This is a genomic window from Micromonospora sp. CNZ295 (assembly GCF_004217535.1).
This window is the reverse complement of the sequence record NZ_SHKZ01000001.1, coordinates 2,602,829-2,627,103: the sequence shown is the minus strand read 5'-3', so window position 1 is coordinate 2,627,103 and position 24,275 is coordinate 2,602,829. Positions and strand designations below refer to the sequence as shown.

Below are 24,275 nucleotides of genomic sequence, written 5' to 3'. Positions count from 1 at the left end.
CGGGTCAGCCCCGGTCGGCGACGATGACCCGGTTGGCGTCCGGGTCGAGGACGACGGCCGTCCGCTCTCCCCACGGCTGCGCCGCCGGCTCGGCCACCACGGTCACCCCGGCCGCGCGGAGCTCCGCCACGGCGGCGGCGCAGTCGCCGACATAAACCCACACCGATACCCGATCGTTCGCCGTCGGACCGGGCTCCTCCCGCTGCCCGATCCCCAGCTCCGCGATGCCGAAGCGCAGCCCGACGTACGCCGGGTCACCCGTCGCCGGGAAGCGGTAGGTGACCTCCCCGCCGAGGAGATCCCGGTAGAAGCGCAGCGAAGCCGACAGGTCAGCGGCGGTGAGGATCGGGAACAGCTCCTGTGCCCGCGCCGCCCGCTGCGACGCCGCCGGTTCGTCACTCATCGCCACCGCGCAGGCCGGCCAGGACCTCCTCCAGCTCGTCCGGCTTGACCAGCACGTCGCGGGCCTTGGAGCCCTCGGACGGGCCGACCACGCCGCGCGTCTCCATCAGGTCCATCAGCCGGCCGGCCTTGGCGAAGCCGACCCGCAGCTTGCGCTGGAGCATCGACGTCGAGCCGAACTGCGAGGTCACCACCAGCTCGACCGCCTGCACCAGCAGGTCGAGGTCGTCGCCGATGTCCTCGTCGATCTTCTTCTTGCCCTCCTGGGCGACCGTGAGCACGTCCGGCCGGAACTCCGGCTCGCGCTGGTCCTTGCAGAACTTGACCACGTCGGCGATCTCGCGCTCGGTCACCCACGCGCCCTGGATCCGGATCGGCTTCGAGGCGCCCATCGGCAGGAAGAGGCCGTCACCGCGGCCGAGCAGCTTCTCCGCGCCGGGCTGGTCGAGGATGACCCGCGAGTCGGCCAGCGAGGAGGTGGCGAAGGCGAGCCGGGACGGCACGTTCGCCTTGATCAGACCGGTCACCACGTCGACCGAGGGGCGCTGGGTGGCGAGCACCAGGTGGATGCCGGCGGCCCGGGCGAGCTGCGTGATGCGGACGATCGAGTCCTCCACGTCGCGCGGCGCGACCATCATGAGGTCGGCCAGCTCGTCGACGATGACCAGGAGGTACGGGTACGGCCGCAGCTCCCGCTCGCTGCCCGGCGGCGCCTTGATCTCGCCGGTGCGGACCTTGCGGTTGAAGTCGTCGATGTGTCTGACCCCGTTGGCGGCGAGGTCGTCGTACCGCATGTCCATCTCACGGACGACCCACTCCAGCGAGTCGGCCGCCTTCTTGGCGTTGGTCACGATCGGCGTGACCAGGTGTGGAATGCCCTCGTAGCCGGTCATCTCGACCCGCTTCGGGTCGATGAGCAGAAGGCGCACCTCGTCCGGAGTCGCTCGGGTCAGAATGGACACAAGTAGCGAATTAAGGCAACTCGACTTCCCGGCACCAGTGGCCCCCGCGATCAGGATGTGCGGCATCTTCGCGAGGTTGGCCACCACGTAGCCGCCCTCGATGTCCTTGCCGAGCGCGACCACCATCGGGTGGTGGTCGCTGGTGGCCGCCCGGGACCGCAGCACGTCGCCGAGCGAGACGTTCTCCGGGTCGGTGTTCGGGATCTCCACGCCGACCGCGCTCTTGCCCGGGATCGGGCTGAGGATGCGCACGTCCGGCGACTTCACCGCGTACGCGATGTTGCGGGAGAGCTGGGTGATCCGCTCGACCTTGACGCCCGGACCCAGCTCGACCTCGTACCGGGTCACGGTCGGGCCCCGGGTGAAGCCGGTGACCGCGGCGTCCACGTCGAACTGCTCGAAGACGCCGGTCAACGCGGCGATCACCTCGTCGTTGGCCTTGCTGCGCTTCTTGGGCGCGGCGCCGCTGCTCAGCAGGTTCGCCGGCGGCAGCGTGTAGTCGCCGGCCAGGCCGGTCAGCGCGAGCTGCTCGGCGCGGGTGGGCAGCGGCGAGTGCTCGGGCGGCTCGGCCGGCTTGCGGCTGGCCGGCACCTTGGCGGGCGGCTTACGGGGCAGGACGAGCGTCTCCTGGAGGTCCGCGCCGGCCAGGTCGTCGTCGAAGTCGTCCGGGTCCACCGGGGGCGGCATCCGCTTCGCCGGGCGCTTGCGGGCCGGCTTGTCGGCGCTCTCCTCCTCCGCCTCCTCGGCGGGTGGGCCGCCGGTCACCGCGCCGGCCAGCAGGCCCAGCCGCTCGGGGATCTTGTTGATCGGCGTCGCGGTGACCACCAGCAGCCCGAAGACCAGCAGCAGGATCAGCAGCGGGACGGCAACCCAGGCGGTCACCGCCCGCTCGAGCAGGCTCCCGACGCCCGCGCCGACCAGGCCGCCGGCGTAGTCCCGCTGGACCGGGTCGACCGGGTTCTGCCCGATGTGGAGCAGCGCGGCGGTGGCGACCAGCATCGACCCCCAGCCGACCAGGCCCCGCCCGCGGTGCTCCGGGTCGCCGGGCTGCCGCATCAGCCGCCAGGCGCCGATCATCAGCAGCACCGGCACCACGATCGCGATCGCGCCGAGGAAGAGCCGTACGCTGTCGGCCAGCCGCTCGCCGACCGGCCCGGCCCCGGAGAACCAGATGCCGACCGAGCTGAGCAGGGCGAGGCCGAGCACCAGCAGGCCAGCGCCGTCGCGCCGGTGCTCCGGATCGAGGTCGCGGGCCGAGGCGGCCTGCCGGCCCGCGGCACGCACCGCCCAGCCCACACCGTGGGCGAGGCCCATCCACAGTGCCCCGACGGCGCGGCCGACGTAGGCGGCCGGGCCGGGACGGGCCGCGGTGCGCCGCCGGGCCGGGGTGCGGGTCTTCTTCGCCGGCTGGCGGGCACGGCTGTTCGTGGTGCCACGCGGCGACGCGCCGCGCCGCCGGCTCGCCTGAGAGGTACGGCCCGCCATAGCATCAACTTAACGGCGGCACCCGGCAGATCGCCGCTTTTCCGGGTCGTGTCCGCGCGTCGTAGCGCGTTTCCGCTGCCGGTCGTGATATCCGCCTCAGAAGGGATGCCGCATGGCGTCGCCGACCGCGGACGGCCCGGACCGCGCTCTGGGTGGCTACCCGGGTGCCCTGCGCCCGTTGACCGGCGAGCTCATCGCCACCGTGCTCGCCGGTCGCGGGTACGCGGTGGAGACCGACCCGGCGGGCGACCTGGTCGGCCGGTGGGCGGACAGCCTGATCTGGTTTCTCCGTCCGGGCGCCGCCGGTGAGCTGCTCCAGGTGCGCACGGTGGCGGCGCCGACGTTCGCCATCGAGTACGTGCCCGCGCTGCACGCGTTCTGCAACGCCTGGAACCACGACCGGCTCTGGCCGAAGGCGTTCGTGCACGTCGAGGACGACGGGCGGGCGCGGATCTGCGGCGAGGTCATCACCGACCTGGAGCACGGTGTGACCCCGCACCAGCTCGACCGGCTCCTCGACTGCGGCATCGCCACCGGCTGCCAGTTGGCCGCCGAGGTGGCCCGCCTGCCCGGCGGGGTGCTGCCGTGACGGGGCAGCACGGCGGCCGGTGGCCGGACGAGTTCGGGTGGCCGGGCTGGCCGCCCCGCCGGCGGCGGCCCGCCGGGGAGGCCCGCGCGCTCGCCGAGGACCTGGCCGACGCCCGGGACTCCCCGGACGGCGAGGCGCGCACCGCCGAGCTGGAGCGGATCGCCGCCCGCGCCGACGCCACCGGCGACGACCGGTCGGCGCTGGGTGCCCGGCTCGCGCTGATCGAGACGTACCTGCTGCACGGCGAGCGGTGGCGCCTGGTCGAACCGGTCCGCCGCTGCCGCGCCGCCGTCGGCCGCCGCCCCGACCTGCTGCCGGCCGGCGGCCGCGAGCTGCTGTCGCGGTACCAGCGGTACGCCGTCGAGGCCCTGCTCGGCAGCTCCCGGGTCGGGCTGGACCAGGCCCGCGCCCTGCTCGACGACCTCGACGCCGACGGCGGCGCGACGGTCGCCGAGCTGCGCTGCCGGATCGCCGACCACCTCGGCGACGAGCCGGCCGCCCGGTCCTGGTACGAGCGGTGGTCGGCCGCCACGCCGGAGCCGGCGGACGGGTGCCCCGAGTGCGCCGCCGTACGGCGGGCGGAGCTGCTCGCCGGCTGGGGCGACTGGCGGGCCGCGCTGGACGCGCTGGCCGGCGTCGGGCCGGGCGACTGCACCGAGGCGCCCGAGCGGGGCCTCGCCGCCGCGATGCTTCCCCGGCTGCGCGCCGGCGAGCCGGAGCGGGCCGCGGCGGCGCACGTGCGCGCGTACCGGCGGCACCGGCACGAGCGGGTCGCGTTCCCGTACCTCGCGGCCCACCTGCGTTTCTGCGCGCTCAGCGGTAACCCGGTGCGCGGGCTGGACGTCCTGGCCGCGCAGCTGCCGCGGCTCGACCACGCCGACGACGAACTGTCCGCGATGGAGTTCGCCGCCGCAGGCGCGCTGGTCTGCGCCGCCGCGGTGGACGCGGGGCTCGGCGGGCGGACGGTGCACCGGCCCGGGTACGGGTCGCGGCCGGCGGCGGAGCTCGACGTGGCGGCCCTCGGCGCCGTGCTGCTCGACCTGGCCACCGGGCTGGCCGGCAGTTTCGACGCCCGCAACGGCACCGGTCACCAGTCCGGGCGGATCGCGTCCTGGCTGGCCGAGCGGGGGCTCGCGGAGAAGGCCCTGGCCGACCCCGTTCCGCTGCCGTTCGAGGCGCCCGACGGCGACGGGCCCGCCGACGAGGGGCCGGACGACGACCCGCCGGACGACGTGCCCGTCCCGCTCGACCTGGCCCTGATCACCGCGGCGCTGGACCGGCGCGGCGACCGGTACGTGGTGGACGCGGCGGACACCGTGGTCGGGCGCTGGGGTGAGGCGCTCATCCAGGTGCGGCGGGCCGGGGAGCGCGGCGAGATCCTGCACGTGCGCACCGTCGCCAGCCGCCGGCTCCCGGCCGATCGGCGGGCCGAGGCGTACGCGTTCTGCAACTCCTGGAACCAGGACCGGCTGCTACCGACGGCGTACGTGCACGACTCCGGGGCCGAGCTGGTGCTCGCCGGCGACGTGAGCACCGACCTGTCGCACGGAGTCGCGCCGATCCAGCTGGACGTGCTGCTGGAGGCGGCGGTACGCACCGGCGCCGCGTACGCCGACGCGGTGGCCGCCCTGCCGTGACCCGCCCTGGGTGACGGACGGTCAGGTCCGGAACCCGCGCGACCGGGCGGCGTCGAGCTGATGGACTTCCGGCATGACTACGCAGCACCAGGACAACGCCCTGCTCCTTCACGACCTGCACCGCCCCGGCTCGCCGCTCGTGCTTCCCAACGCCTGGGACGTCGCGAGCGCCCGGATCGTCGCCGCCTGCGGCGCGGCGGCGGTCGCCACCACCAGCGCCGGGGTCGCCTGGAGTCTGGGCCGGCCGGACGGCGACCAGCTGGACCGGGAGGTGGTGCTCGCGGCCGTGGCCCGGATCGCCGCCGCGGTGACCGTGCCGGTGACCGCCGACATCGAGAGCGGGTACGCGGCCGATCCGGCCGGCGTCGCCCGCACGGTCGAGGGCGTGCTGGCGGCCGGCGCGGTGGGCGTCAACATCGAGGACGCACCGGCGACCGGCACGGATCCGCTGCGGCCGGTCGACGACCAGTGCGCCCGGATCCGGGCGGCCCGGGAGGCGGCTGACGCGGCCGGGATCCGCTTGTTCATCAACGCCCGCACCGACACCTACCTGCGGGCGGTGGGTGACCCGGCGGACCGGTTGGCGGAGACGCTGCGGCGGGCGGCGGCGTACCGGACCGCCGGCGCGGACGGGATCTTCGTACCCGGTGTCGCGGACCCGGCGACCATCGAGGCCCTGGTGGCCGGCATCGACGGGCCGGTGAACGTGCTCGCCGGTCCGGGCTCGCCCGCGGTCCCCGCGCTGGCGAAGCTCGGGGTGGCCCGGGTGAGCCTCGGTTCCTCCCTCGCCCAGGCGGCGTACGGTCTCGTCCGTCGGGCCACCACGGAGGCGCTCGGCGCGGGGTCGTACACCCCGCTCGCCGACCCGCTCCCCTACCCGGAGCTGAACGCGCTGTCGGCGTGAACGCCGGCGGGCCGTCGACGCGGCCCGCCGGCGTCCCGGCCTCAGCGCGTGGTGACCAGGGTCAGTCGGTTGACCTCGAGGATCTCGCGCAGTGGCTGGAAGAAGGTGACGCCACCGCGCCGGCAGTCGCCCGAGCCGCCCGAGGTGACGCCCTGCGCCTGGTCGCCGGAGATCCAGGATCCGCCGGAGTCGCCCGGCTCGGCGCACACGTTCGTCCGGACCAGACCGGTCACCGTCCCCTCCGGATAGCGGACGGTGGCGTTGCGGGCCTGGACGATGCCGCAGCGGGCGCCGGTGGTGGAGCCGGAGCGGCAGATGGAGGCGCCGACCGGCACCTCCTGGGCGCCGGCCACCGGCACCGTCCCGCCGTTGAAGTCGTTGACCACGGGCCGCGGCGTCCACGCGTTGTTGACCTGGACGAACGCCCAGTCGTCACCGGGGAACGACGACGCCCGGAAGACGCCCTGGGCGACGCCGTTCCCGCCCGTGGTCCGGGAGCCCACCCGGCCGCAGTGCCCGGCGGTGACGAAGCCCCCGACCACGGAGAAGCCGACCGAGCAGCGGCCGGCGCCGCCGATGATGAACGGGTCGCCACCGCGTACGTCGAAGAGCAGCCGGGGCGCCTCCGCCGAGGCGTCCACCCGGACCGCCTGGCGGGGTACGCGGGTCCGGTCGACCAGCCGCCAGGCGGCCTGCTCCGCGCCGGGGCGGGCGAGCACGACGAGCGAGTTGTCGGCGACGTCCACGTACCAGCCGGCGACGGCCTCGGAAGCGGACCCACCGGCGCGGTCGAGCCGGGTCTTGAACGTGTCGAGCTGCCGGACGCCCCGGGCGACCATCCTCGGCACCGCGCCGGCGGCGCGTACCCGCTCGGCCCCGGCCGAATCGGTGACCGCGACGTTCAGGGTCCGGCCGTCGGCGCCGAGCCAGCTGCCGCCGTAGTCGGCGCCGAGGTCGCTCCGCAGCTCCCCGACCACACCGGTCGCCCAGCGCTCGGTCCGGATCCGCGCCGTGACCTGGTCCGGGGTGAGCGACAGGTCGCGCCGCATCGCGTCGGCCACCTCCGGAGCGACGCCGTCGGCCGCCGGTGCCGTACCGGGTCGGGGCGTGCCCTCCTCCCCGGCGAAGGACGGCAGCGTCACCGCCGCCACCGTGCCCACCGTCGCCACCATCACACCGATGGCTGTCCACCGTCTGCGGTCCATCCGTCACGCTCCTCCCGGCCGGCGCGGTCACGCCTGCCACGTCGGAGTACGGGAGCGGCCCGGTGACGGTTGAAGGATCGACGGAAAACTATGGCGACGCCCGCCGGAGAGTGACCGGCGGGCGTCGCTGCGTTACGGGGGATCAGACCTCGACGACGGTCGGGACGATCATCGGCCGGCGGCGGTACGCGTCGTTGACCCAGCGCCCCACCGTCCGCCGGACGATCTGCTGGAGCTGGTGCGGGTCGGTGATGCCGTCCGACGCGGCCCGGTTGAGCGCCTCGGTGATCAGCGGCACCACCGGGCTGAACGCCTCCGGGTCCTCGGAGAAGCCCTTGGCCGAGACCGTCGGGCCGCCGACCACCTTCCCGGTGACCGAGTCGACCACGACCGTCGCGGCGATGAACCCGCCGTCGCCGAGGATCCGCCGCTCGGTGAGCAGGGACTCGGACACGTCACCGACGGCGAGGCCGTCGACGTAGACGTACCGGCTCTTGACGTGACCGACCAGGCTGGCCCGGCCCTCGACCAGGTCGACCACGTCGCCGTCCTCGCAGAGCACCACCCGGTCGGCCGCGACGCCGGACTCGATGCCGAGCCGGGCGTGGGCGCGCAGGTGCCGCCACTCGCCGTGCACCGGCATGAGGTTGCTCGGCCGGACGACGTTGAGCAGGTAGAGCAGCTCGCCGGCGGGGGCGTGCCCGGAGACGTGCACCTTCGCCACGTCCTTGTGCACGACGACCGCCCCGGCCCGGGCCAGGCGGTTGATCACCCGGTAGACGCTGGTCTCGTTGCCGGGGACCAGTGAGGACGCCAGCACCACGGTGTCGCCCGGCGCGATGGTGATGTGCCGGTGGTCGCCGCTGGCCATCCGGCCCAGGGCGCTCATCGGCTCGCCCTGGCTGCCGGTGGACATGAGCACGATCTGGTCCGGCGGCATCGCGGTGGCCTCCTCGATGCCCACGACCAGACCCGGCGGGATGTTCAGCAGGCCCAGGTCGCGGGCGATGCCCATGTTGCGGACCATGGAGCGGCCGATCAGGGCGACCTTGCGGCCGTGCTCGACGGCGGAGTCGAAGACCTGCTGCACCCGGTGCACGTGCGAGGCGAACGACGCGACGATGATCCGGCCGCGCGCCTTGGCGAAGATCGAGTCGAGCACCGGCCCGATCTCCCGCTCCGGCGTGACGAAGCCGGGGATCTCGGCGTTGGTGGAGTCCGACAGGAGCAGGTCGACGCCCTCCGCGCCGAGCCGCGCGAACCCGGCCAGGTCGGTGATCCGGCCGTCCAGCGGAAGCTGGTCCATCTTGAAGTCGCCGGTGTGCAGCACCAGGCCGGCCGGGGTGCGGATGGCCACGGCGAGCGCGTCCGGGATCGAGTGGTTGACCGCGAAGAACTCGCACTCGAACGGGCCGAGCCGCTCCCGGCCGCCCTCCCGCACGGTCAGCGTGTACGGCTGGATCCGCCGCTCGGCGAGCTTCGCCTCGACCAGGGCGAGGGTGAACTGCGAACCGACCAGGGGGATGTCCGGCTTGTGGGCGAGCAGGTACGGAACCGCGCCGATGTGGTCCTCGTGACCGTGGGTGAGCACGATCGCCTGCACGTCGTCGAGCCGATCCAGGATCGGGCCGAAGTCCGGCAGGATCAGGTCGACGCCGGGCTGCTCCACGTCGGGGAAGAGCACACCGCAGTCGACGATCAGCAGTTTGCCGTCGTACTCGAAGACGGTCATGTTCCGACCGATGGCGCCGAGCCCGCCGAGCGGGATGATCCGCAGTCCGCCCTCCGGCAGCGGCGGCGGCACTTCCGCCTCGATGTGCGCCTCGGTCACGCGTTCACCTCATTCTGCGACGCCGTCACCCGGCGTCCGTCGTGTCGTTCGATCATTCGGGAAGGTCCACGCCCGCCGCCGCGCAATCGGCGCGGAGCTGGGCGAGCTGGTCGGCGGTGGCGTCCACCAGGGGCGGGCGGACCGGGCCGGCCGGCAGGCCCTTGGCCGCCAGGCCCGCCTTGACCAGGATCGTGCCCTGGGTGCGGAAGATGCCGGTGTAGAGCGGCAGCAGCCGCCGGTGCATGGCGAGCGCGGTGGCGTTGTCCCCCGCGTCGTACGCCTTGATCATCTCCTGCGTCGGCACCCCGGTGAAGTGCGTCGAGGTGCCGACCACGCCGACCGCGCCCACGGCCAGCGCGGGCAGGGTGAGCGCGTCCTCACCGCTGTAGAAGGCGAGGTTGGTCCGGCTGGTCACCCAGCTGGTGGCGGTCAGGTCGCCCTTGGCGTCCTTCACCGCGACGATCCGGCCGTGCTCGGCGAGGCGGACGAGCGTCTCGGTCTCGATCGGCACGCCCGAGCGGTGCGGGATGTCGTAGAGCATCACCGGCAGGCCGCTGGCGTCCGCCACCGCGGTGAAGTGCCGCAGCAGGCCGGCCTGCGGCGGCTTGTTGTAGTACGGCGTCACCACCAGCAGGCCGTGCGCGCCGGCCTTCTCGGCGCCGGCGGCCAGCTCGATCGTGTGCCGGGTGTCGTTGGTGCCGACGCCCGCCACCACCTTCGCGCGGTCACCGATGGCCGCCACGACCGTGCGGATGAGCTGTTCCTTCTCCGCGTCGGTCGTGGTCGGCGACTCGCCGGTGGTGCCGTTGATCACCAAGGCGTCGTTGCCCTGCTCGTCGACCAGGTGGGTCGCCAGCCGTGCCGCGCCGTCCAGATCGAGCGAACCGTCGTCGGTGAACGGCGTCACCATGGCCGTGAGCACCCGTCCGAACGGCCGGGACGCCGCCCGGGTTGGGGTGTCAGGGTGGTCGTGCGTCATGGCTCCAACCTAGCGGACGACCGCCGAGGCCTTGCCGGGGAAGGGCTCAGGACACCTCGGCGTGCGGGCTGGCCGCCACCTCGGTGCCGTCGGGCAGGGTCGAGATCACGAAGTCGTTGAACACGTTCGGGGCGACCCCCTGGAGCTGGCGCAGGCACTCCACGGCCAGCTCGCGGATCTCCACGTCGGCGTGCTCGGTGGCCCGCATCGCGATGAAGTGCCGCCACGCCCGGTAGTTGCCGGTGACCACGATCCGGGTCTCGGTGGCGTTCGGCAGCACCGCCCGGGCCGCCTGCCGGGCGCGCTTGCGCCGCAGCGTGGGGTTGGGTTCGTCGGCGAACCGCTGCTCCAGCCCCTCCAGCAGCTCGGTGTACGCCCGCACGCTCGCCTCGGCGGCCTCGACGAACTTCTTGTGCAGCTCCGGGTCGTCGGCGATCACGGTCGGCTCGACCATCGCGGCGTCCCGCTCCGGCACGTACCGCTGGGACAGCTGCGAGTACGAGAAGTGCCGGTGGCGGATCAGCTCGTGCGTGAACGAGCGGGACACGCCGGTGAAGTAGAAGCTCACCGAGCCGTGCTCCAGCACGCTGAGGTGACCGACGTCCAGGATGTGGGCCAGGTAGCCGGCGTTCGTCGCCGTCGCCGGGTTCGGCTTCTTCCAGCTCTGGTAACAGGCCCGACCCGCGAACTCCGCGAGCGCCTGGCCGCCGTCGGCGTCGGTCGACCACGGCACGTCGTCCGGGGCCTGGAAGTGGGTCCACGCGATGAGCTTGACCTGGGGCTGCACCATGTCCGGCATTCCTGGGACTGTAGTGGCCGGTCAGGCCTGCCGGAAAGCGGGCTCGCGGGCAGTTGGCCGGCTCACGCTCGCGACGGCCGGGTCCGGCCGGGGCCGACGGGCCATCCGCGCCGGAAGTCGGGCCGGGTCAGACGTAGAGCGCGGTGAACGGCGCCCAGGGCAGGTTGCGCACCACCGAGAAGGCGAACCACGCCGCCAGGAAGACGCCGATCACCTTGGTGTCGACGCGCAGCTCGGGCAGTCGCCAGCCGAACGCCTGCTTCCCCGCCCAGGCCACGAACAGGTAGGCCAGGAAGGGCAGCGCGAACACGAAGAGGAAGTGGTGCCGGGCCGCCGCCGGCAGGTCGGCGTGCAGCACGTACCACAGGGCGCGGGTGCCGCCGCAGCCCGGGCAGTCCAGCCCGGTGGTCAACTTGAGCAGGCAGGTGGGCGCCGCGTCCGGCGCGGACCGGGTCGGGTCGCTGAGCAGCGTGTAACCGATCCCGGCGGCGACGCAGCCGAGGGCGGCCAGCGGCACCGCCCAGCGCGGCGAACGCGCGTGGAGCCGGGTCACGAACCGGGTCAGCCGGTCCGGCTCGGGCATCGGGTAGGGCGGGACGTGCCCGGCCGGCCACCCGCCGTGCGGATCGACCTGCACGCCCGGCCCGCCGGCCGCCGGCGGCCCGGTCACGCCCGCCTGCGGTGCGGCGTCGCCCCGCGGCCCGTCAACGCTCGTCACGCCGATCACGGTACACCGGCCACGCCCGCCAGCGCGGCGGCCAGCGGCGCCGCCAGGTCGCCGGCCGCCGGGGGCGCCACGGCGTCGAGCCCGAGCCACCCGGCGAGCCGGTACAGCTCGGCCGCGAGCGCGACCGCCGTCTCCCCCGGGTCGGCGCCGGGCTCGAGCCACGCCGCCGGGACGAGGAGCACGCCGTTCTTCCGGTCGGCCTTCAGGTCGACCCGCGCGGTGAACCGGTCGCCCTGCAGGAACGGCAGCACGTAGTAGCCGTACACCCGCTGCGGCGCCGGCACGTAGATCTCGATGCGGTAGCTGAAGTCGAACAGCCGCTCGGCGCGGCCCCGCTCCCAGACCAGCGGGTCGAACGGGCTGACCAGGCGGTTGCCCCGCACCCAGCGCGGCAACCGGGCCGACGCGTGCAGCCAGGCCGGCTGCCGCCAGCCCTGCACCGCCACGGGCCGCAGCTCACCCGCCTCCACCAGCTCGGCGATCGCCGCCCGCGCCCCGGCCACCGGCAGGCGGAAGTAGTCCCGCAGCTCCGGCTCGGCGGCCACCCCGAGCGACCGCGCGGCGATGCCGACCAGCATCCGGTACGCCTCGGCGTCGGTCGGCGTCGGCGCGTCCAGCACGGCGGCCGGCAGCACCCGTTCCGGCAGGTCGTAGCGGCGCGCGAAGGAGGTGGTGCGCTCGGCGGCGACCACCTCGCCGGACCAGAACAGGAACTCCAGCGCGCGCTTCACGGCCGACCAGTTCCACCCCCAGTTGCCGGTCTCCCGGGGGGCGTCGTGCTCGATCTCGGCGGCGGTGAGCGGGCCCCGGGCCGCCACCTCGTCACGGACCCACGCCACCAGCGCGGGCTGCTCCTCCGCGATGCGGCGCATGCCGCCCCACGCCGCCGTGCGGGCCCGGGCCATCCGCCAGCGCAGCGCCGGATGCAGCGCGACCGGTACCAGCGACGCCTCGTGCCCCCAGTACTCGAAGAGAGCGCGGGGCCGGCGGTAGGCGGCCGTGTCGAGCAGCGCGGTCGGGTAGGGCCCGAGCCGGCTGTAGAGCGGCAGGTAGTGCGCCCGCTGAAGCACGTTGACCGAGTCCATCTGGATCAACCCGACCCGGTCGAGCACGCGGCGCAGGTGCCGGCGGGTCGGTACGCCCGCCGGCGCGGGGTCGGTGAAGCCCTGGGCGGCCAGCGCGACGCGCCGGGCCTGGGCGAGCGAGAGCGATTCCGGTGTGGCCATCGCCCGGCACCCTAGTGCCCGGGTACGACTCCGGAGCGGAGACTGGACCCGTCCCCGCTCCTGGCCTAGAACGGACGCATGCTCACCATCCGGCGCGAGGAGCCCGACGACGCCGAGGCCGTGGCCCGCGTCCACGTCCACGGCTGGCAGAGCGGCTACGCCGGCATCATGCCGGACGAGGTGCTCGACCGGCTGAACGTGACGGCCTGGGCGCAGCGCCGTCGCGGCCTCGGCACCGCCGATCCGGAGCACCCGTTCACCACGCTGCTGGCCGAGCACGACGGGGCGGTGGCCGGCTTCGTGACCTTCGGGCCGTACCGGAACAACCAGGACCGCGGTGACCTGGACCCGGCGTACGGCGAGATCGTCGGGATGTACGTGGAGCCCCGGCACTGGGGCGACGGCACCGCCCCGGCGCTGCTGGCCGCCGCCCGCACCGGCCTGCTCGCCCGGGGCTGGACGGAGTACCGGCTCTGGGTGCTGGCGGAGAACCACCGGGCCCGCCGGTTCTACGAGCGGGCCGGGCTCTCAGCGGACGGTGAGCGGTCGACCTATCCGGTGCCGCTCTCCGGCGGGCGCCCGCCGGTCGGCCTCGTCGAGCTGCGCTACGTCGGCCGCCTCGACGGCTGACCGGGCCGGCCCCGACGAGGACCGCACCGGCAGGAAGGCGAGCAGCGCCAGGCTGATCCAGACGTACGTGTTGCTGCCGAGGAACCCGTCCACGCCGGTGAAGTCCCGCTCCCAGGCCCACACGATCCGGCTGATCAGGAAGGCGTACGCGACGGTCGCGGCGGCCAGCAGGACGCGACGCCGGCGGCTGCCGGCCGGCGCCGCCATGGCGTTGTCGACCAGCAGGATGAGCGCCGGCAGCAGCCAGACCAGGTGGTGCACCCAGGTGACCGGGCTGACCAGGCACATCACGGCGCCGGTCAGCGCCAGCCCGGCCGCCTCGTCGCCGGCCGCCGCGGCGGCGCGGGACCGCCACACCCAGAGCGCCAGCGTGGCCGCCACCAGCACGAGCCAGGCGAGCGTGCTCGGTTCCGCCGGGTTGAGCCGGGCCACCACGCCGCGCAGCGACTGGTTGGAGACGAACGCCAGCTCGCCCACCCGGTTGGTGTTCCACAGCGCCTCGGTCCAGAACTCCCGGGAGGCGTCCGGGAAGAGCGCGGCGGCGAGCACGGTCGCGCCCGCGGCGGTGCCGATCGCGGTCACCGCGGCCCGCCAGCGCCCGGTGACCAGCAGGTAGACGACGAAGATGCCCGGGGTCAGCTTGATCGCGGTCGCCAGGCCGACGGCGGTGCCGGCCCACCGGCTGCCCGCCGGCAGCAGCCGCAGCAGGTCGACCGCCACCAGGAACAGCAACAGCATGTTGACCTGGCCGAAGTTGACCGTCTCGCGCATCGGCTCGTACGCGGCGGCCAGGCAGAGCGCCACCGCGAGGGCGTACCACCGGCTCCAGCCCGCCCGGCGGGAGATCGGGTCGACCAGCCACCAGAACAGGACGGCGGTGACCACCACGCTCGCCGTCACGCTCACCACGATCGCCGCGTTCCACGGCAGGTACGCCATCGGCAGCATGACCAGTGCGGCGAACGGCGGGTAGGTGAAGCCGTACTGGGTGAACGGGCGCAGGTAGTCGTAGATCTCCCCGCCGTCGTGCACCCAGTGGCGCAGCGCGCCGTAGTAGACCTGGAGGTCGAAGAAGCCGTGCCGGACGGCCGCGACCGAGAGGAAGAGGGCCACCCCGACGGCGAGCCCGACGACGCTGGCGACCCGCCCGAGCGTCCGTCCGGCACCCTGCGCCACCGCCCCCTCCTCCACCCTGCGTAGGCTTCCGTTCCATGGCTCTCGGGTACGTCCGCCCGGCGCGTCCGGAGGACGCCGGCGAGATCGCGCGCATCCAGCTCACGACCTGGCGGGTCGCGTACCGCCGGATCCTGCCCCGGCACGTGCTCGACAACCTGGACGAGGCGTGGCTGGCCCGGCGGTGGACCGCGGCGGTGCAGGAACCGCCCTCCGCCGCGCACCGGGTGCTGGTCGCCGTCGAACAGGCCGAGCAATCGTATCTGGTGGGGTTCGCCGCCTCCGGTCCGGCCGACGCCGAGGCGCTGGCTCCCGGCGAGCCCGCCGAGGCGCTGGGCAACGACGTCGTCGCGGTCACCGACCTGCTGGTGGAACCGCGCTGGGGCCGCCGGGGGCACGGCAGCCGGCTGCTCGCGGCGTGCGTGGACCACTGGCGCGACGACGGGTTCGGCCGGGCGGTGGCGTGGGCGTTCGACGCGGACGCGGCGACCCGGAAGTTCCTGACCGGCACCGGCTGGGAGCCGGACGGGGCGGCCCGCGCCCTGGACGTCGACGACATGCTGGTCCCCCAGCTGCGCCTGCACGTCACGATCCCGTCGGGCCCGGCGCCGGCGGACTGACCGCGCGCGCTGTCGGTGGTGTCGCCTACGGTGGGCTGATGACCGTACCGACGGCGGACGGCGCCCGGACGACTCCCGACGACCTGGAGTCGCACCGGGTCGAGCTGACCGGCTACTGCTACCGGATGCTCGGGTCGATCTTCGACGCCGAGGACGCGGTCCAGGAGACGCTGCTGCGGGCCTGGCGGGCCCGGGACGACTTCGCCGGCCGGGCGTCGGTGCGCACCTGGCTCTACCGCATCGCCACCAACGTCTGCCTGGACCTGCTGCGGGGGCGGGCCCGGCGGGCGCTTCCGGTGGACCTCGGCGAGCCCTCCCCGCCGGTGCTGGCGTCCCTCGGTGCGCCCGAGGCGGGCTGGGTCGAGCCGGCGCCGGACGCGGCGGTCCTCCCGAGCGCCGGCGACCCGGCGGAGGTGGCCGTCGCCCGCGAGTCGGTCCGGCTCGCGTTCGTCGCCGCGTTGCAGCACCTGCCGCCCCGGCAGCGCGCCGTGCTGATCCTGCGCGACGTGCTGCGCTGGCGCGCCGACGAGGTGGCCGGTCTGCTCGACGGCACGGTCGCCTCGGTCAACAGCGCCCTGCAACGGGCCCGCGCCACGCTGGCCACCCGCGGGGCCGTCGCCCCGGCTCCGGATCTGGACCGGTCCCACCGTGCGCTCCTGGAGCGTTACGTGGCGCTGTTCGAGCGGTACGACATCGAGGCGCTCGTCAACCTGCTGCGCGACGACGCGGTGCAGTGCATGCCGCCGTACGCGCTGTGGCTGCGCGGCCGGGCCGACATCGCCGCCTGGTTCACCGGGCCGGGGGCGGAGTGCCGGGGCTCCCGGGTGACGCCCGTCGAGGCCTGCGGCGGGCCCGCCTTCGCGCAGCACCGGCCCGACCCGGCCGGCGGGCACCGGGCCTTCGGCATCCATCTCCTCGAGACGGACGCCGAGGGTCGGGTCAGCCGCATCACGACCTTCCTGGAGCCCCGGCTGTTCCCGCTCTTCGGGGTGCCCACCCGGTTGCCCTGACCGCCGGCCGGCCAGCCCCGGTCGGCTCCCGCGGCGGGGTCAGCCCTTGTCCGCTCCCGCGGCCTCGTCCCGCACGAAGTAGCGCTGGAAGATCACGAAGATCACCGCCACCGGGATGGTGGCGAGCAGCGCCGCACCCAGCTTGAGCGGATACTGGGTGCCCTTGCCGAGCGAGCCGCTGACCAGGTCGGCCAGGCCGCGCGGCAGGGTGAACAGGTCCGGGTCCTGCACCGACACCAGGCTGTGCGGGAACTCGTTCCAGGAACCCTGGAACGACAGGATGGTCAGGGTGATCAGCGCCGGTTTCGCCATCGGCAGCACCACCGACCAGAAGGTGCGGAAGACGCCGGCCCCGTCGATGCGGGCGGCCTCCTCCAGGCTCACCGGGACGGATTCGAAGAACTGCTTCATGATGAAGATGCCGGCCGCGTCGGCGAGCAGCGGCACGACGAGCCCGGGGTAGCTGTTGTAGATGCCCAACTGGTTCAGCACCAGGAACTTCGGGATCAGCAGGACCACCGGCGGCACCGCCATCACACCGACGACGGCCGCGAAGAGCCAGCGCCGTCCGGAGAACCGTAGCCGGGCCAGGGCGTACCCGGCGAGGGAGTCGAAGAAGACCCGGCCGAGCGTGACCAGCACGGTGACCAGCAGGGAGTTGCCGACCCAGAGCGGGAAGTTGGTGCCGGCGAAGATCCGCTCGAAGCCGGCCAGCGTCACCGGGTCCGGGATCGGCGAGAGGGGGTTGGCCGCCGCGTCCGGCTCGGTCTTGAACGAGTTGCCCATCTGGATCACGAACGGGTAGAGGAAGACCAGCCCGAAGAAGATCAGGACCGCGTACCCGAGGATGCGGCTGGCGAGGGCCCGGCCGTCCCGGGCCTGGCGGCGCCCGGCCGGCGCGGGGGTCGCGGGTCGGTTGGTCAGGGTGGTCACGGCCGGCCTCCTCGCCGGGCGAGCCGGCGCCCGGGCCCGCGCCCCCGGCCGGCGTCCCGGTCCGCCAGCACCCGGCGCTGGACCAGGGTGAACACGATGATGATCAGGAACAGCACGAACGAGATCGCCGCGCCGGAGCCGTAGTCGAAGTCCCGGAAGGCGGTGCGGTACGACAGGTACGCCGGGGTGAGGGTGGTCTTCGCCGGGTCGCCCTGGCTCATCACGTACACCTGGTCGAAGACCTGCCAGGACCCGATCAGGCCGAGGGTGAGCACCAGGAACGTGGTCGGCTTGATCAGCGGCAGGGTGACGTGCCGGAACCGCTGCCAGCGGGTGGCGCCGTCGAGGCTGCTCGCCTCGTCCAGGACGACCGGGACGTTCTGCAGGGCCGCGAGGAACATCAGCATGAAGGTCCCGGACGTGGTCCACACGACCAGCGCGATGATCGACGTCATCGCGACGCTCGGCCCGGACAGCCACTCCCACCAGCTGAGCCCGAACGGGCCGCCGTCGGCCAGCGCTGCGGGCGGGGTGTCCACCCCCACCGCGCCGAGCAGCAGGTGCAGGACACCGCGGGAGTCCGCGAACCACTGCGGCCCGTCGATCCCGAAGGCGGCCAGCAGGTTGTTGACCGCGCCGGAGTTGGCGAAGAGGAACAGGAACACCACGCTGATCGCGACCGAGCTGGTCACCGACGGGAAGTAGAACGCACTGCGGAAGAAGCTCTTCCCACGGAGCAGGCGGTTGTTGACGATCAGTGCGAGGCCGAGCGCCAGCACGGTCTGCGCCGGCACCACGATGGCCACGTAGTAGAGGTTGTTCCGGATGCTGGTCATGAAGTCACGCCGGTCCAGCCCGTCCTCGGTGAAGAGCCGGGTGTAGTTCTCGGCGCCGACGAAGGGCACCTGCGACGTGAACGGGCTGCCCTGGCCGTTCCAGTCGGTGAGGCTCACCCAGAGCGCCATCAGGATCGGCAGCAGCAGGAACAGCCCGAGGATGACGATCACCGGAGCGACGAAGAGCCACCCGGCGACGGCCTCGTTGCCCCGTACCCCGTGGCCGGAACGGCGCGGCGGCCGGCCGGTCGCGGTGGCCGCCGCCACCGTGGCGTCGACTGCCATCTCCCCTCCCTCCGGGTCGGAGGTGGCCGAGGGGCCCCGGTGCGGGGCCCCTCCGCTCACCTCAGCCGCCGAGTGCCGCCTTGGCGTTCTTGTCGAAGGTCGACAGGATCGTCTTCGGGTCGCCGCTGGCCAGGCCCTGCAGACTGGCCTCCAGGTCGCGCAGGACGCTGTCCATCTTCGGCGCGTTGACCGGGCCCTGGGCGTACGCGGCGCCGTCGATGAACGGCTTGTCCGCCGGGAAGGCGGCGGTGTACTGCTCGCGTACCGACTGGCGGGACGGCATCACGCCGAACGCGTTGGCGAAGGCCATCTGCTGCTCGCCCGCGGTCATCGCCTCGACGAACTTGATCGCCGCCTCCTTGTGCTTCGACTTCGCCGCGATGCCCCAGCACTGGGTGAAGGAGAGCGTGCCCTTGCCCTTCGGACCCGCCGGCAGCTCCACCACCTTGTACTTCACGTTCGGGAAGTCGTTCTGCAGCGCGCCCTTGATCCAGTTGCCCTCGATGGTCATCACCGCGGCGCCCTTGCCGAACGCCTCGCCCGACCAGCCCGCGTCGAGCTGCTTCGGGAAGCGCGCCAGGCCCTCGGTGATCAGCGCCTTCACGTAGGTCAGGGCGGCCACGTTGTCCGGGGTGTCCGCGCTGGGCTGCTTGCCGTCGTCGCTCATCAGCCAGCCGCCGTTCTGCACGAGGAAGGCGCCGATCCGGTCCCGCGTGTCGCCGAGGGCGAGCGGCACCATCCCCTTCGCCTTGATCTTGCGGGCGGTCGCGGTCAGCTGGTCCCAGGTGGTCGGCACGTCGGCGTCGGTGAGGCCGGCCTTCGTCCACAGGTCGGTGTTGATCTGGAGGGCGAGGGTGGAGAAGTCCTTCGGCGCGCAGTAGAGCTTGCCGTCGTAGGTGAACGTGGTGCGCAGGCTCTCGTAGAAGTCGTCGGTGTTGCTGATCTTGTCGCCGTACGGCTCGAGGGCGCCGACGCTGGCGTAGTCGGCGAACCGGGCGGCGTCGACGTAGAAGACGTCCGGCGGCGTGCCGCCCGCGAGCGCCTGCCCGAGCTGCTGGGTGAGGTCCTGCGCCGGGGTGACGGTGGCCTGGTTGCCGGAGGCGGACGCCCACTTCGCGGCCGCGTCCTGGACCGCCTTCGTCTCGGCCTCCCCGGAGGAGCCGATCAGGATCTGGAGGTTGGCCGGGCCGCTGGACTGGGGGGTGTCGCCCGAATTGTCGTCGAAGCCGCTGCCGCAGGCGGCGGAGCCGAGCAGCGCGGCGGCGGTGAGGCCGGCCAGCGCCACCCGGGTGAGGGAGCGAGGTGTCATCGCGATTCTCCTGTTGGGGACGGGGGTCATGCGGTGTGGCGCCGCACCAGCGCGGGCTGGAGCAGCACGTGGTCGGTGGTGTGGCGGCCGTCGAGGACGGCGGTGAGCAGGTCGACGCAGCGGGCCGCCGCCTCGCCGAGCGGCTGGCTGACGCTGGTGAGGCCGACCGCGGCCGCGACCGGCGTGTCGTCGAAACCGATCACCGCCACGTCCGGGGCCTCGGCGCGGACGGCCTGGAGGGCACCCAGGGCGAGCGAGTCGCTGGCGCACAGCAGCGCGGTCGGCGCCGCCGCCTCGGCGAGCAGCCGACGGGCGGCGTGCTCCCCCTCGGGGATGCCGTCCACGGTCGCCCGGTCCAGCCCGGCCGGATCCACGCCGGCCGCGGCCAGGGTGCGCCGCCAGCCGGAGCGCCGGTCGTCGCCGACCCCGGAGCCGGCCGGCCAGCCGATGAACCCGATCCGGCGGTGGCCGGCGGCGAGGAGGTGGGTGGTGGCCTCCGCGGTGCCGGCCGCGCCGTCGACGTCCACCCACGGGTGCGCGTCCGGGGCGTCCCACGGCCGGCCGAAGGTCACGAACGGCACCCCCCGCTGCGCGAGCCACGCCGTCCGGGGATCGCCGTGGTCGGTGCCGGTGAGCACGAAGGCGTCGAGGTCGTACGACCCCAGCAGGTCGTCGTACGTCGCGATCTCCCGCTCGGTGTCGTGCGCGGTGTAGAGCATGACGCGGTAGCCGGCGGCCTCGGCGGTCTCGGTGAGGCCGTGCAGGAACCGGTCGAGCACGGAGCCGTTGACCCCGTCGCGGGTGGGCTCGATCCGCACCGCGATCAGGCGGGAGCGGCCGGTGCGCATCTGGCGGGCCGCCTGGTTGGCCCGGTAGCCCAGCGCGGCGATCGCCTCCTGCACCCGCAGCCGGGTCTCCTCACGCACGATGTGCGGCGCGTTGAGCACGTTGGACACGGTCTGGCGGCTGACTCGGGCGTGCCGGGCCACCGTCGCGATGGTCACCTTTTCGGCCACTTAGCCCCTCTCGCCGTCTTGAACGATCCAAATTGAATAGGGCAGGATTGGATCGTTCAAGTGCTGGAATGTTTCGCACTCTGCACCGCCCGCGGACGGTCTGTCAAGACATCCGTTCGCCGCCGAGAGGATCTGGAGCCGCACCGTGACCGAACCCCACCTGCAACCCCTGCTGCACGACCTGGTGGGGGTGGTGCTCGCCCCCACCAGCGCGCTGGGGGACGCGGCCGGGCAGATCCGCCAGGCCGGCGTCCAGGGCGTCTTCCACGCCGACACCCGCGTGCTGAGCCGGGCCGAGCTGCGCGTGGACGGCCGGGAACCGGAACCGGTGGCGCGGGGGGCGGCGGGCCCGCACGGCGCCCGGTTCGTCGGCCTCGCCCGCTGGCTGGGCGACCCGGGCCCCGACCCGACGGTACGCGTCGAGCGCACCCGCCAGGTGCGCGCCGGCGGGCTGACCGAGGAGGTACGGATCGTCTCCACCGCGTCGGTGCCCGTACGGGCCACCGTCGACGTCGACCTCGCCTGCGACCTGGCACCGATCGAGCTGGTCAAGTCCGGGGGATCGACCCCTCCCGTACCGGCTGCGGTGCCCCCCGCCGGCGGCGGTCTCGATTGGTCCGGCGACGGAGTCACGGTCCGGGTCAACGCCGACGGCGCCGAAGTACGCGCCGACCGGGCCGACGCGCCGCGCCTGCGCTGGCCGGTCGAGCTGCCGCCCCGCGGCGCCACCACGCTGCGCTGGCAGCTCACCGTCACCGACCCGCGCGCCGCCGTCGTCACCCCGCCCGCCGGGACGTCCTGGTCCGATCCCCGCACCCGGGCCGACGACCGCCGGCTGGTCCGGCTGCTCGACCGGTCCCTCGCCGACCTGCGCGGGCTGCGCCTGGCCGACCCGCGGGCCCCGCACGACGTCTTCCTCGGCGCGGGCGTGCCGTGGTTCCTCACCCTGTTCGGCCGGGACAGCCTGTGGGCGGCCCGGATGATGCTGCCGCTCGGCACCGACCTCGCCGCCGGGACGCTGCGGGTGCTGGCCCGCCGGCAGGGCACCCGGGTCGACCCCGGCACCGGCGAGGCACCCGGCAAGATCCTGCACGAGCTACGGCGGCACGAGTTCGCCCTGGCCGGCAACGGGCTGCGGCTACCGCCGGCGTACTACGGCACCGTCGACGCCACCATGCTCTGGATCAACCTGCTGCACGACGCGTGGCGGTGGGGCCTGCCCGGCGACCAGGTCGAGCCGCTGCTGCCCCACCTGGAGGCCGCACTCGGCTGGTTGGCCGAGCACGCCGACGCCGACGGCGACGGACTCGTCGAGTACGTCGACGGCACCGGCCACGGCCTGGCCAACCAGGGCTGGAAGGACTCCGGCGACGCCGTGCGGTTCCGCGACGGCCGGATCGCCGCCGCGCCCATCGTCCTGGCCGAGGTGCAGGGGTACGCGTACGAGGCCGCGGTGAACGGGGCGGCCCTGCTGGAGGCGTTCGACCGCCCTGGCGCCGACCGGTGGCGGACGTACGCCGGCCGGCTCGCCGACCGGTTCCGCGCCGCCTTCTGGGTGGACGGCCGGTACGGGCCACAGCCCGCCCTCGCCCTGGACCGGGACAAGCGCCCCGTCGACTCGCTGACCAGCAACATCGGTCACCTGCTCGGCACCGGGATACTCACCGCCGAGGAGGAGGCGCAGGTGGCCCGGCTGCTCACCACCGAGGCGATGACCGGCGGCTTCGGGCTGCGCACCATGTCCACCGACGACGCCGGGTTCAGTCCGCTGTCGTACCACTGCGGCTCGATCTGGACCCATGACACCGCGATCGTGCTCGCCGGGCTGGCCCGGGCCGGCTTCCACCGGGCCGCGCTCGGCCTCGCCGACGGCCTGCTCGCGGCGGCCGAGGCGTTCGACTACCGGCTTCCCGAGCTGTACGGCGGCGACGACCGGACGCTGCTCGGCCGCCCGGTGCCGTACCCGGCCGCCTGCCACCCGCAGGCGTGGTCGGCGGCAGCGGCCGTGCTGCTGCTCCAGGTGGCCAGCGGCCTCTACCCCGACGTGCCCGCCGGCACCGTGCACCTAGCCCCGCTCGCCGGCCCCGACCTCGGCGGAGTCGCGGTCTCCGGCCTGCGGATCGCGGGCACGCCGGTCACCGTCACGGTCGACCGGACCGGCGTCGCCTCGCTCGCCGGCCTGCCGGCCGGCCTGCGCCTGACCGGGGCCGCGGCGGTTCCCGCCCCACGACCCGCACCCACCCGGGCGGCACACCAGCCCGGCTGACCGGGCGGAACCGAGGCGACGCCGGGCCGTCAGCCGGGGACCGTGAGCTCCATGACGACCTCGTCGTCCTCGATGGCTCCGGTGGGGACGAAGCCGAGGCTGGCGTACAGGCGCGCGGCCGTGGTGTTGTCCGGGTGGTACGACAGGCGTACCGGCTTCCCGCCGCCCTCCCGGGCCAGCCACCGCGCCAGGGTCACCACCGCGGCCCGGCCCACACCCTGGTCCTGCTCGGCGGCGTCGACGAGCATGCCGCCGATCCACCGGGACCCGTCGTCGTCGACGCCCCACATCACATGGCCGACGACGGTCTCGTCCGCGTACACGGCGAGCGAGGTCCAGACGTCGGACCGCTCCGTCAGCAGCAGATAGCGAGCGGCGAGGGCGGGCACCCATTCGCGCTGGTCGTCCCGGGGGGCGACATCCGCCACCGCCCGCCAGTTGTGGTCGTCAACCGGGCGCAGGGTCACGCGACGGCCGATCCGGTCGTGCTGGTCCGCAAGGATCACCCGGGCAGCCTAGGGCGGCCCGGGCGGATCGGCGACCGGGTTCAGTCGAGCAGGGCGTCCAGGCCGACGGTGAGACCGGGCCGCCGGCGTACCTCACGCACCGCCAGCAGCACGCCGGGCATGAACGACGCCCGGTCGTACGAGTCGTGCCGGATCGTCAGCGTCTCACCGGTGGTGCCGAAGAGCACCTCCTGGTGGGCGACCAGGCCGGTGGCGCGGACCGCGTGCACGCGTACCCCGTCGATGTCGGCGCCGCGGGCACCGGCCACCTCGTCCTTGGTGGCGTCCGGCGTGGGCCCCATGCCGGCCTCGGCCCGGGCGGCCGCGATGAGGCGCGCGGTGTGCGTGGCGGTGCCACTCGGCGCGTCGAGCTTGCGGGGGTGGTGCTGCTCGATGATCTCGACCGACTCGAAGTGCCGGGCGGCCCGGGCGGCGAACTGCATCATCAGCACCGCACCGATGCCGAAGTTCGGGGCGATGACCACGCCCACCCCCGGCTTGCGGGCCAGCCAGCCGCGCACCCGCTCGAGCCGGGACTCGGTGAAGCCCGTCGTGCCCACCACGGCGCTGATGCCCTGGTCGATGCACCAGTGCAGGTTGTCCATGACGACGTCGGGGGTGGTGAAGTCGACGACCACCTCGGCCCCGGCGTCGGACGCGTTGAACAGCCAGTCGCCCTGGTCGACCATGGCCACCAGGTCCATGTCCGGCGCCGCGTCCACGGCCCGGCACACCTCGACGCCCATCCGGCCCCGGGCGCCGAGTACGCCGACCCGGATCGGCTCGTCCGCGCTCTTGTCCTGCTCGTCAGTCACGGGCCACAACCTATCCCAATCGGGACGCGGACACCTCCGGGGTCGGGCTCGCGATCGTCACCAGGGCCCGTCCGACTCGGTGATCGCCCGGGTTGCCGCGTCTCGAGGTATCCAGCGGCCGCGACACCCC

General features: G+C 74.0%; 22 protein-coding genes. 7 read left to right on the top strand and 15 right to left on the bottom strand.

The features are described from left to right. Window positions 1-4 precede the first annotated feature (4 nt). Together EV376_RS12480 and EV376_RS12475 are read right to left on the bottom strand one after the other, a co-directional pair. On the bottom strand, window positions 5-403 hold the full coding sequence (locus tag EV376_RS12480; RefSeq protein WP_130322867.1) for a VOC family protein: 399 nt from the start codon (window positions 401-403) through the stop codon (window positions 5-7). Next, on the bottom strand, window positions 396-2,849 hold the full coding sequence (locus EV376_RS12475; protein ID WP_130322865.1) for a DNA translocase FtsK: 2,454 nt from the start codon (window positions 2,847-2,849) through the stop codon (window positions 396-398). Before EV376_RS12475 ends, EV376_RS12480 begins: the two co-directional genes overlap by 8 nt. 112 nt (window positions 2,850-2,961) lie before the next feature. Here EV376_RS12475 and EV376_RS12470 point away from each other — a divergent pair, with 112 nt between their 5' ends. The 3 genes from EV376_RS12470 (at window position 2,962) to EV376_RS12460 (ending at window position 5,979) form a co-directional block, all read left to right on the top strand. Further along, window positions 2,962-3,438 (top strand): type III secretion system chaperone family protein, encoded by a 477-nt coding sequence (locus tag EV376_RS12470; RefSeq protein WP_130322863.1) that lies wholly within the window; start codon window positions 2,962-2,964, stop codon window positions 3,436-3,438. Next, window positions 3,435-5,075, top strand: coding sequence for a type III secretion system chaperone family protein (locus EV376_RS12465; protein ID WP_130322861.1), 1,641 nt, complete (start codon window positions 3,435-3,437; stop codon window positions 5,073-5,075). The genes EV376_RS12470 and EV376_RS12465 overlap by 4 nt, the downstream gene beginning before the upstream one ends. A 73-nt stretch (window positions 5,076-5,148) precedes the next feature. Then, window positions 5,149-5,979 carry an isocitrate lyase/PEP mutase family protein gene (locus EV376_RS12460; protein ID WP_130322859.1) on the top strand — a complete coding sequence of 277 codons (831 nt, stop codon included), beginning with the start codon at window positions 5,149-5,151 and terminating at the stop codon, window positions 5,977-5,979. Window positions 5,980-6,020: 41 nt separating this feature from the next. Here the strand turns inward: EV376_RS12460 and EV376_RS12455 are convergent, their stop codons facing one another. From EV376_RS12455 to EV376_RS12430, 6 genes are all read right to left on the bottom strand, one after another. Further along, window positions 6,021-7,184 (bottom strand): alpha-lytic protease prodomain-containing protein, encoded by a 1,164-nt coding sequence (locus EV376_RS12455; RefSeq protein WP_130322857.1) that lies wholly within the window; start codon window positions 7,182-7,184, stop codon window positions 6,021-6,023. 142 nt (window positions 7,185-7,326) lie between these two features. Next, window positions 7,327-9,015: a ribonuclease J gene (locus EV376_RS12450; protein WP_130322855.1), complete on the bottom strand. Its 1,689-nt coding sequence runs from the start codon at window positions 9,013-9,015 to the stop codon at window positions 7,327-7,329. 52 nt (window positions 9,016-9,067) lie between these two features. Beyond that, complete coding sequence (gene dapA / locus EV376_RS12445) at window positions 9,068-9,994, bottom strand: 4-hydroxy-tetrahydrodipicolinate synthase (protein ID WP_130322853.1); 927 nt, start codon at window positions 9,992-9,994, stop codon at window positions 9,068-9,070. Between the two features lie 46 nt (window positions 9,995-10,040). Beyond that, window positions 10,041-10,784 carry an FAD-dependent thymidylate synthase gene (gene thyX / locus EV376_RS12440; protein ID WP_130328630.1) on the bottom strand — a complete coding sequence of 248 codons (744 nt, stop codon included), beginning with the start codon at window positions 10,782-10,784 and terminating at the stop codon, window positions 10,041-10,043. A 136-nt stretch (window positions 10,785-10,920) separates the two neighbouring features. Then, on the bottom strand, window positions 10,921-11,520 hold the full coding sequence (locus EV376_RS12435) for a DUF2752 domain-containing protein (RefSeq protein WP_130322851.1): 600 nt from the start codon (window positions 11,518-11,520) through the stop codon (window positions 10,921-10,923). After that, window positions 11,517-12,746, bottom strand: coding sequence for a DNA glycosylase AlkZ-like family protein (locus EV376_RS12430; protein WP_130322849.1), 1,230 nt, complete (start codon window positions 12,744-12,746; stop codon window positions 11,517-11,519). The genes EV376_RS12435 and EV376_RS12430 overlap by 4 nt, the downstream gene beginning before the upstream one ends. Before the next feature lie 78 nt (window positions 12,747-12,824). Here EV376_RS12430 and EV376_RS12425 point away from each other — a divergent pair, with 78 nt between their 5' ends. Next, the gene (locus EV376_RS12425) at window positions 12,825-13,376 is read left to right on the top strand and encodes a GNAT family N-acetyltransferase (RefSeq protein WP_130322847.1); all 552 of its coding nucleotides are present in this window, start codon (window positions 12,825-12,827) and stop codon (window positions 13,374-13,376) included. On the opposite strand, the gene EV376_RS12420 is transcribed toward EV376_RS12425, so the two are convergent. Then, a complete protein-coding gene (locus EV376_RS12420; RefSeq protein ID WP_130322845.1) occupies window positions 13,275-14,552 on the bottom strand; it encodes a glycosyltransferase 87 family protein in 1,278 nt (425 codons plus the stop codon). The genes EV376_RS12425 and EV376_RS12420 overlap by 102 nt on opposite strands. A gap of 35 nt (window positions 14,553-14,587) precedes the next feature. Here EV376_RS12420 and EV376_RS12415 point away from each other — a divergent pair, with 35 nt between their 5' ends. Together EV376_RS12415 and EV376_RS12410 are read left to right on the top strand one after the other, a co-directional pair. Then, a complete protein-coding gene (locus EV376_RS12415) occupies window positions 14,588-15,169 on the top strand; it encodes a GNAT family N-acetyltransferase (protein WP_130322843.1) in 582 nt (193 codons plus the stop codon). Between the two features lie 38 nt (window positions 15,170-15,207). Further along, window positions 15,208-16,179 (top strand): sigma-70 family RNA polymerase sigma factor, encoded by a 972-nt coding sequence (locus tag EV376_RS12410; protein ID WP_130322841.1) that lies wholly within the window; start codon window positions 15,208-15,210, stop codon window positions 16,177-16,179. A 39-nt stretch (window positions 16,180-16,218) separates the two neighbouring features. On the opposite strand, the gene EV376_RS12405 is transcribed toward EV376_RS12410, so the two are convergent. The 4 genes from EV376_RS12405 to EV376_RS12390 all read right to left on the bottom strand — a co-directional run bounded on the left by EV376_RS12405 (window position 16,219) and on the right by EV376_RS12390 (window position 20,558). After that, window positions 16,219-17,112 (bottom strand): carbohydrate ABC transporter permease, encoded by an 894-nt coding sequence (locus tag EV376_RS12405; protein WP_130322839.1) that lies wholly within the window; start codon window positions 17,110-17,112, stop codon window positions 16,219-16,221. Beyond that, window positions 17,109-18,233: a carbohydrate ABC transporter permease gene (locus EV376_RS12400; RefSeq protein WP_130322837.1), complete on the bottom strand. Its 1,125-nt coding sequence runs from the start codon at window positions 18,231-18,233 to the stop codon at window positions 17,109-17,111. The genes EV376_RS12405 and EV376_RS12400 overlap by 4 nt, the downstream gene beginning before the upstream one ends. A gap of 61 nt (window positions 18,234-18,294) precedes the next feature. After that, a complete protein-coding gene (locus EV376_RS12395) occupies window positions 18,295-19,542 on the bottom strand; it encodes an extracellular solute-binding protein (RefSeq protein WP_130322835.1) in 1,248 nt (415 codons plus the stop codon). Between the two features lie 26 nt (window positions 19,543-19,568). Beyond that, entirely contained in the window at window positions 19,569-20,558 is a 990-nt protein-coding gene (locus EV376_RS12390; protein ID WP_130322833.1) for a LacI family DNA-binding transcriptional regulator, read from the bottom strand. 145 nt (window positions 20,559-20,703) lie between these two features. Here EV376_RS12390 and EV376_RS12385 point away from each other — a divergent pair, with 145 nt between their 5' ends. Next, window positions 20,704-22,824 (top strand): glycogen debranching N-terminal domain-containing protein, encoded by a 2,121-nt coding sequence (locus tag EV376_RS12385; protein WP_130322831.1) that lies wholly within the window; start codon window positions 20,704-20,706, stop codon window positions 22,822-22,824. A 29-nt stretch (window positions 22,825-22,853) separates the two neighbouring features. On the opposite strand, the gene EV376_RS12380 is transcribed toward EV376_RS12385, so the two are convergent. Together EV376_RS12380 and dapB are read right to left on the bottom strand one after the other, a co-directional pair. After that, on the bottom strand, window positions 22,854-23,330 hold the full coding sequence (locus EV376_RS12380) for a GNAT family N-acetyltransferase (RefSeq protein WP_130322829.1): 477 nt from the start codon (window positions 23,328-23,330) through the stop codon (window positions 22,854-22,856). Window positions 23,331-23,371: 41 nt separating this feature from the next. Continuing rightward, window positions 23,372-24,145 (bottom strand): 4-hydroxy-tetrahydrodipicolinate reductase, encoded by a 774-nt coding sequence (gene dapB / locus EV376_RS12375; protein WP_130322827.1) that lies wholly within the window; start codon window positions 24,143-24,145, stop codon window positions 23,372-23,374. Between the last annotated feature and the right edge of the window lie 130 nt (window positions 24,146-24,275).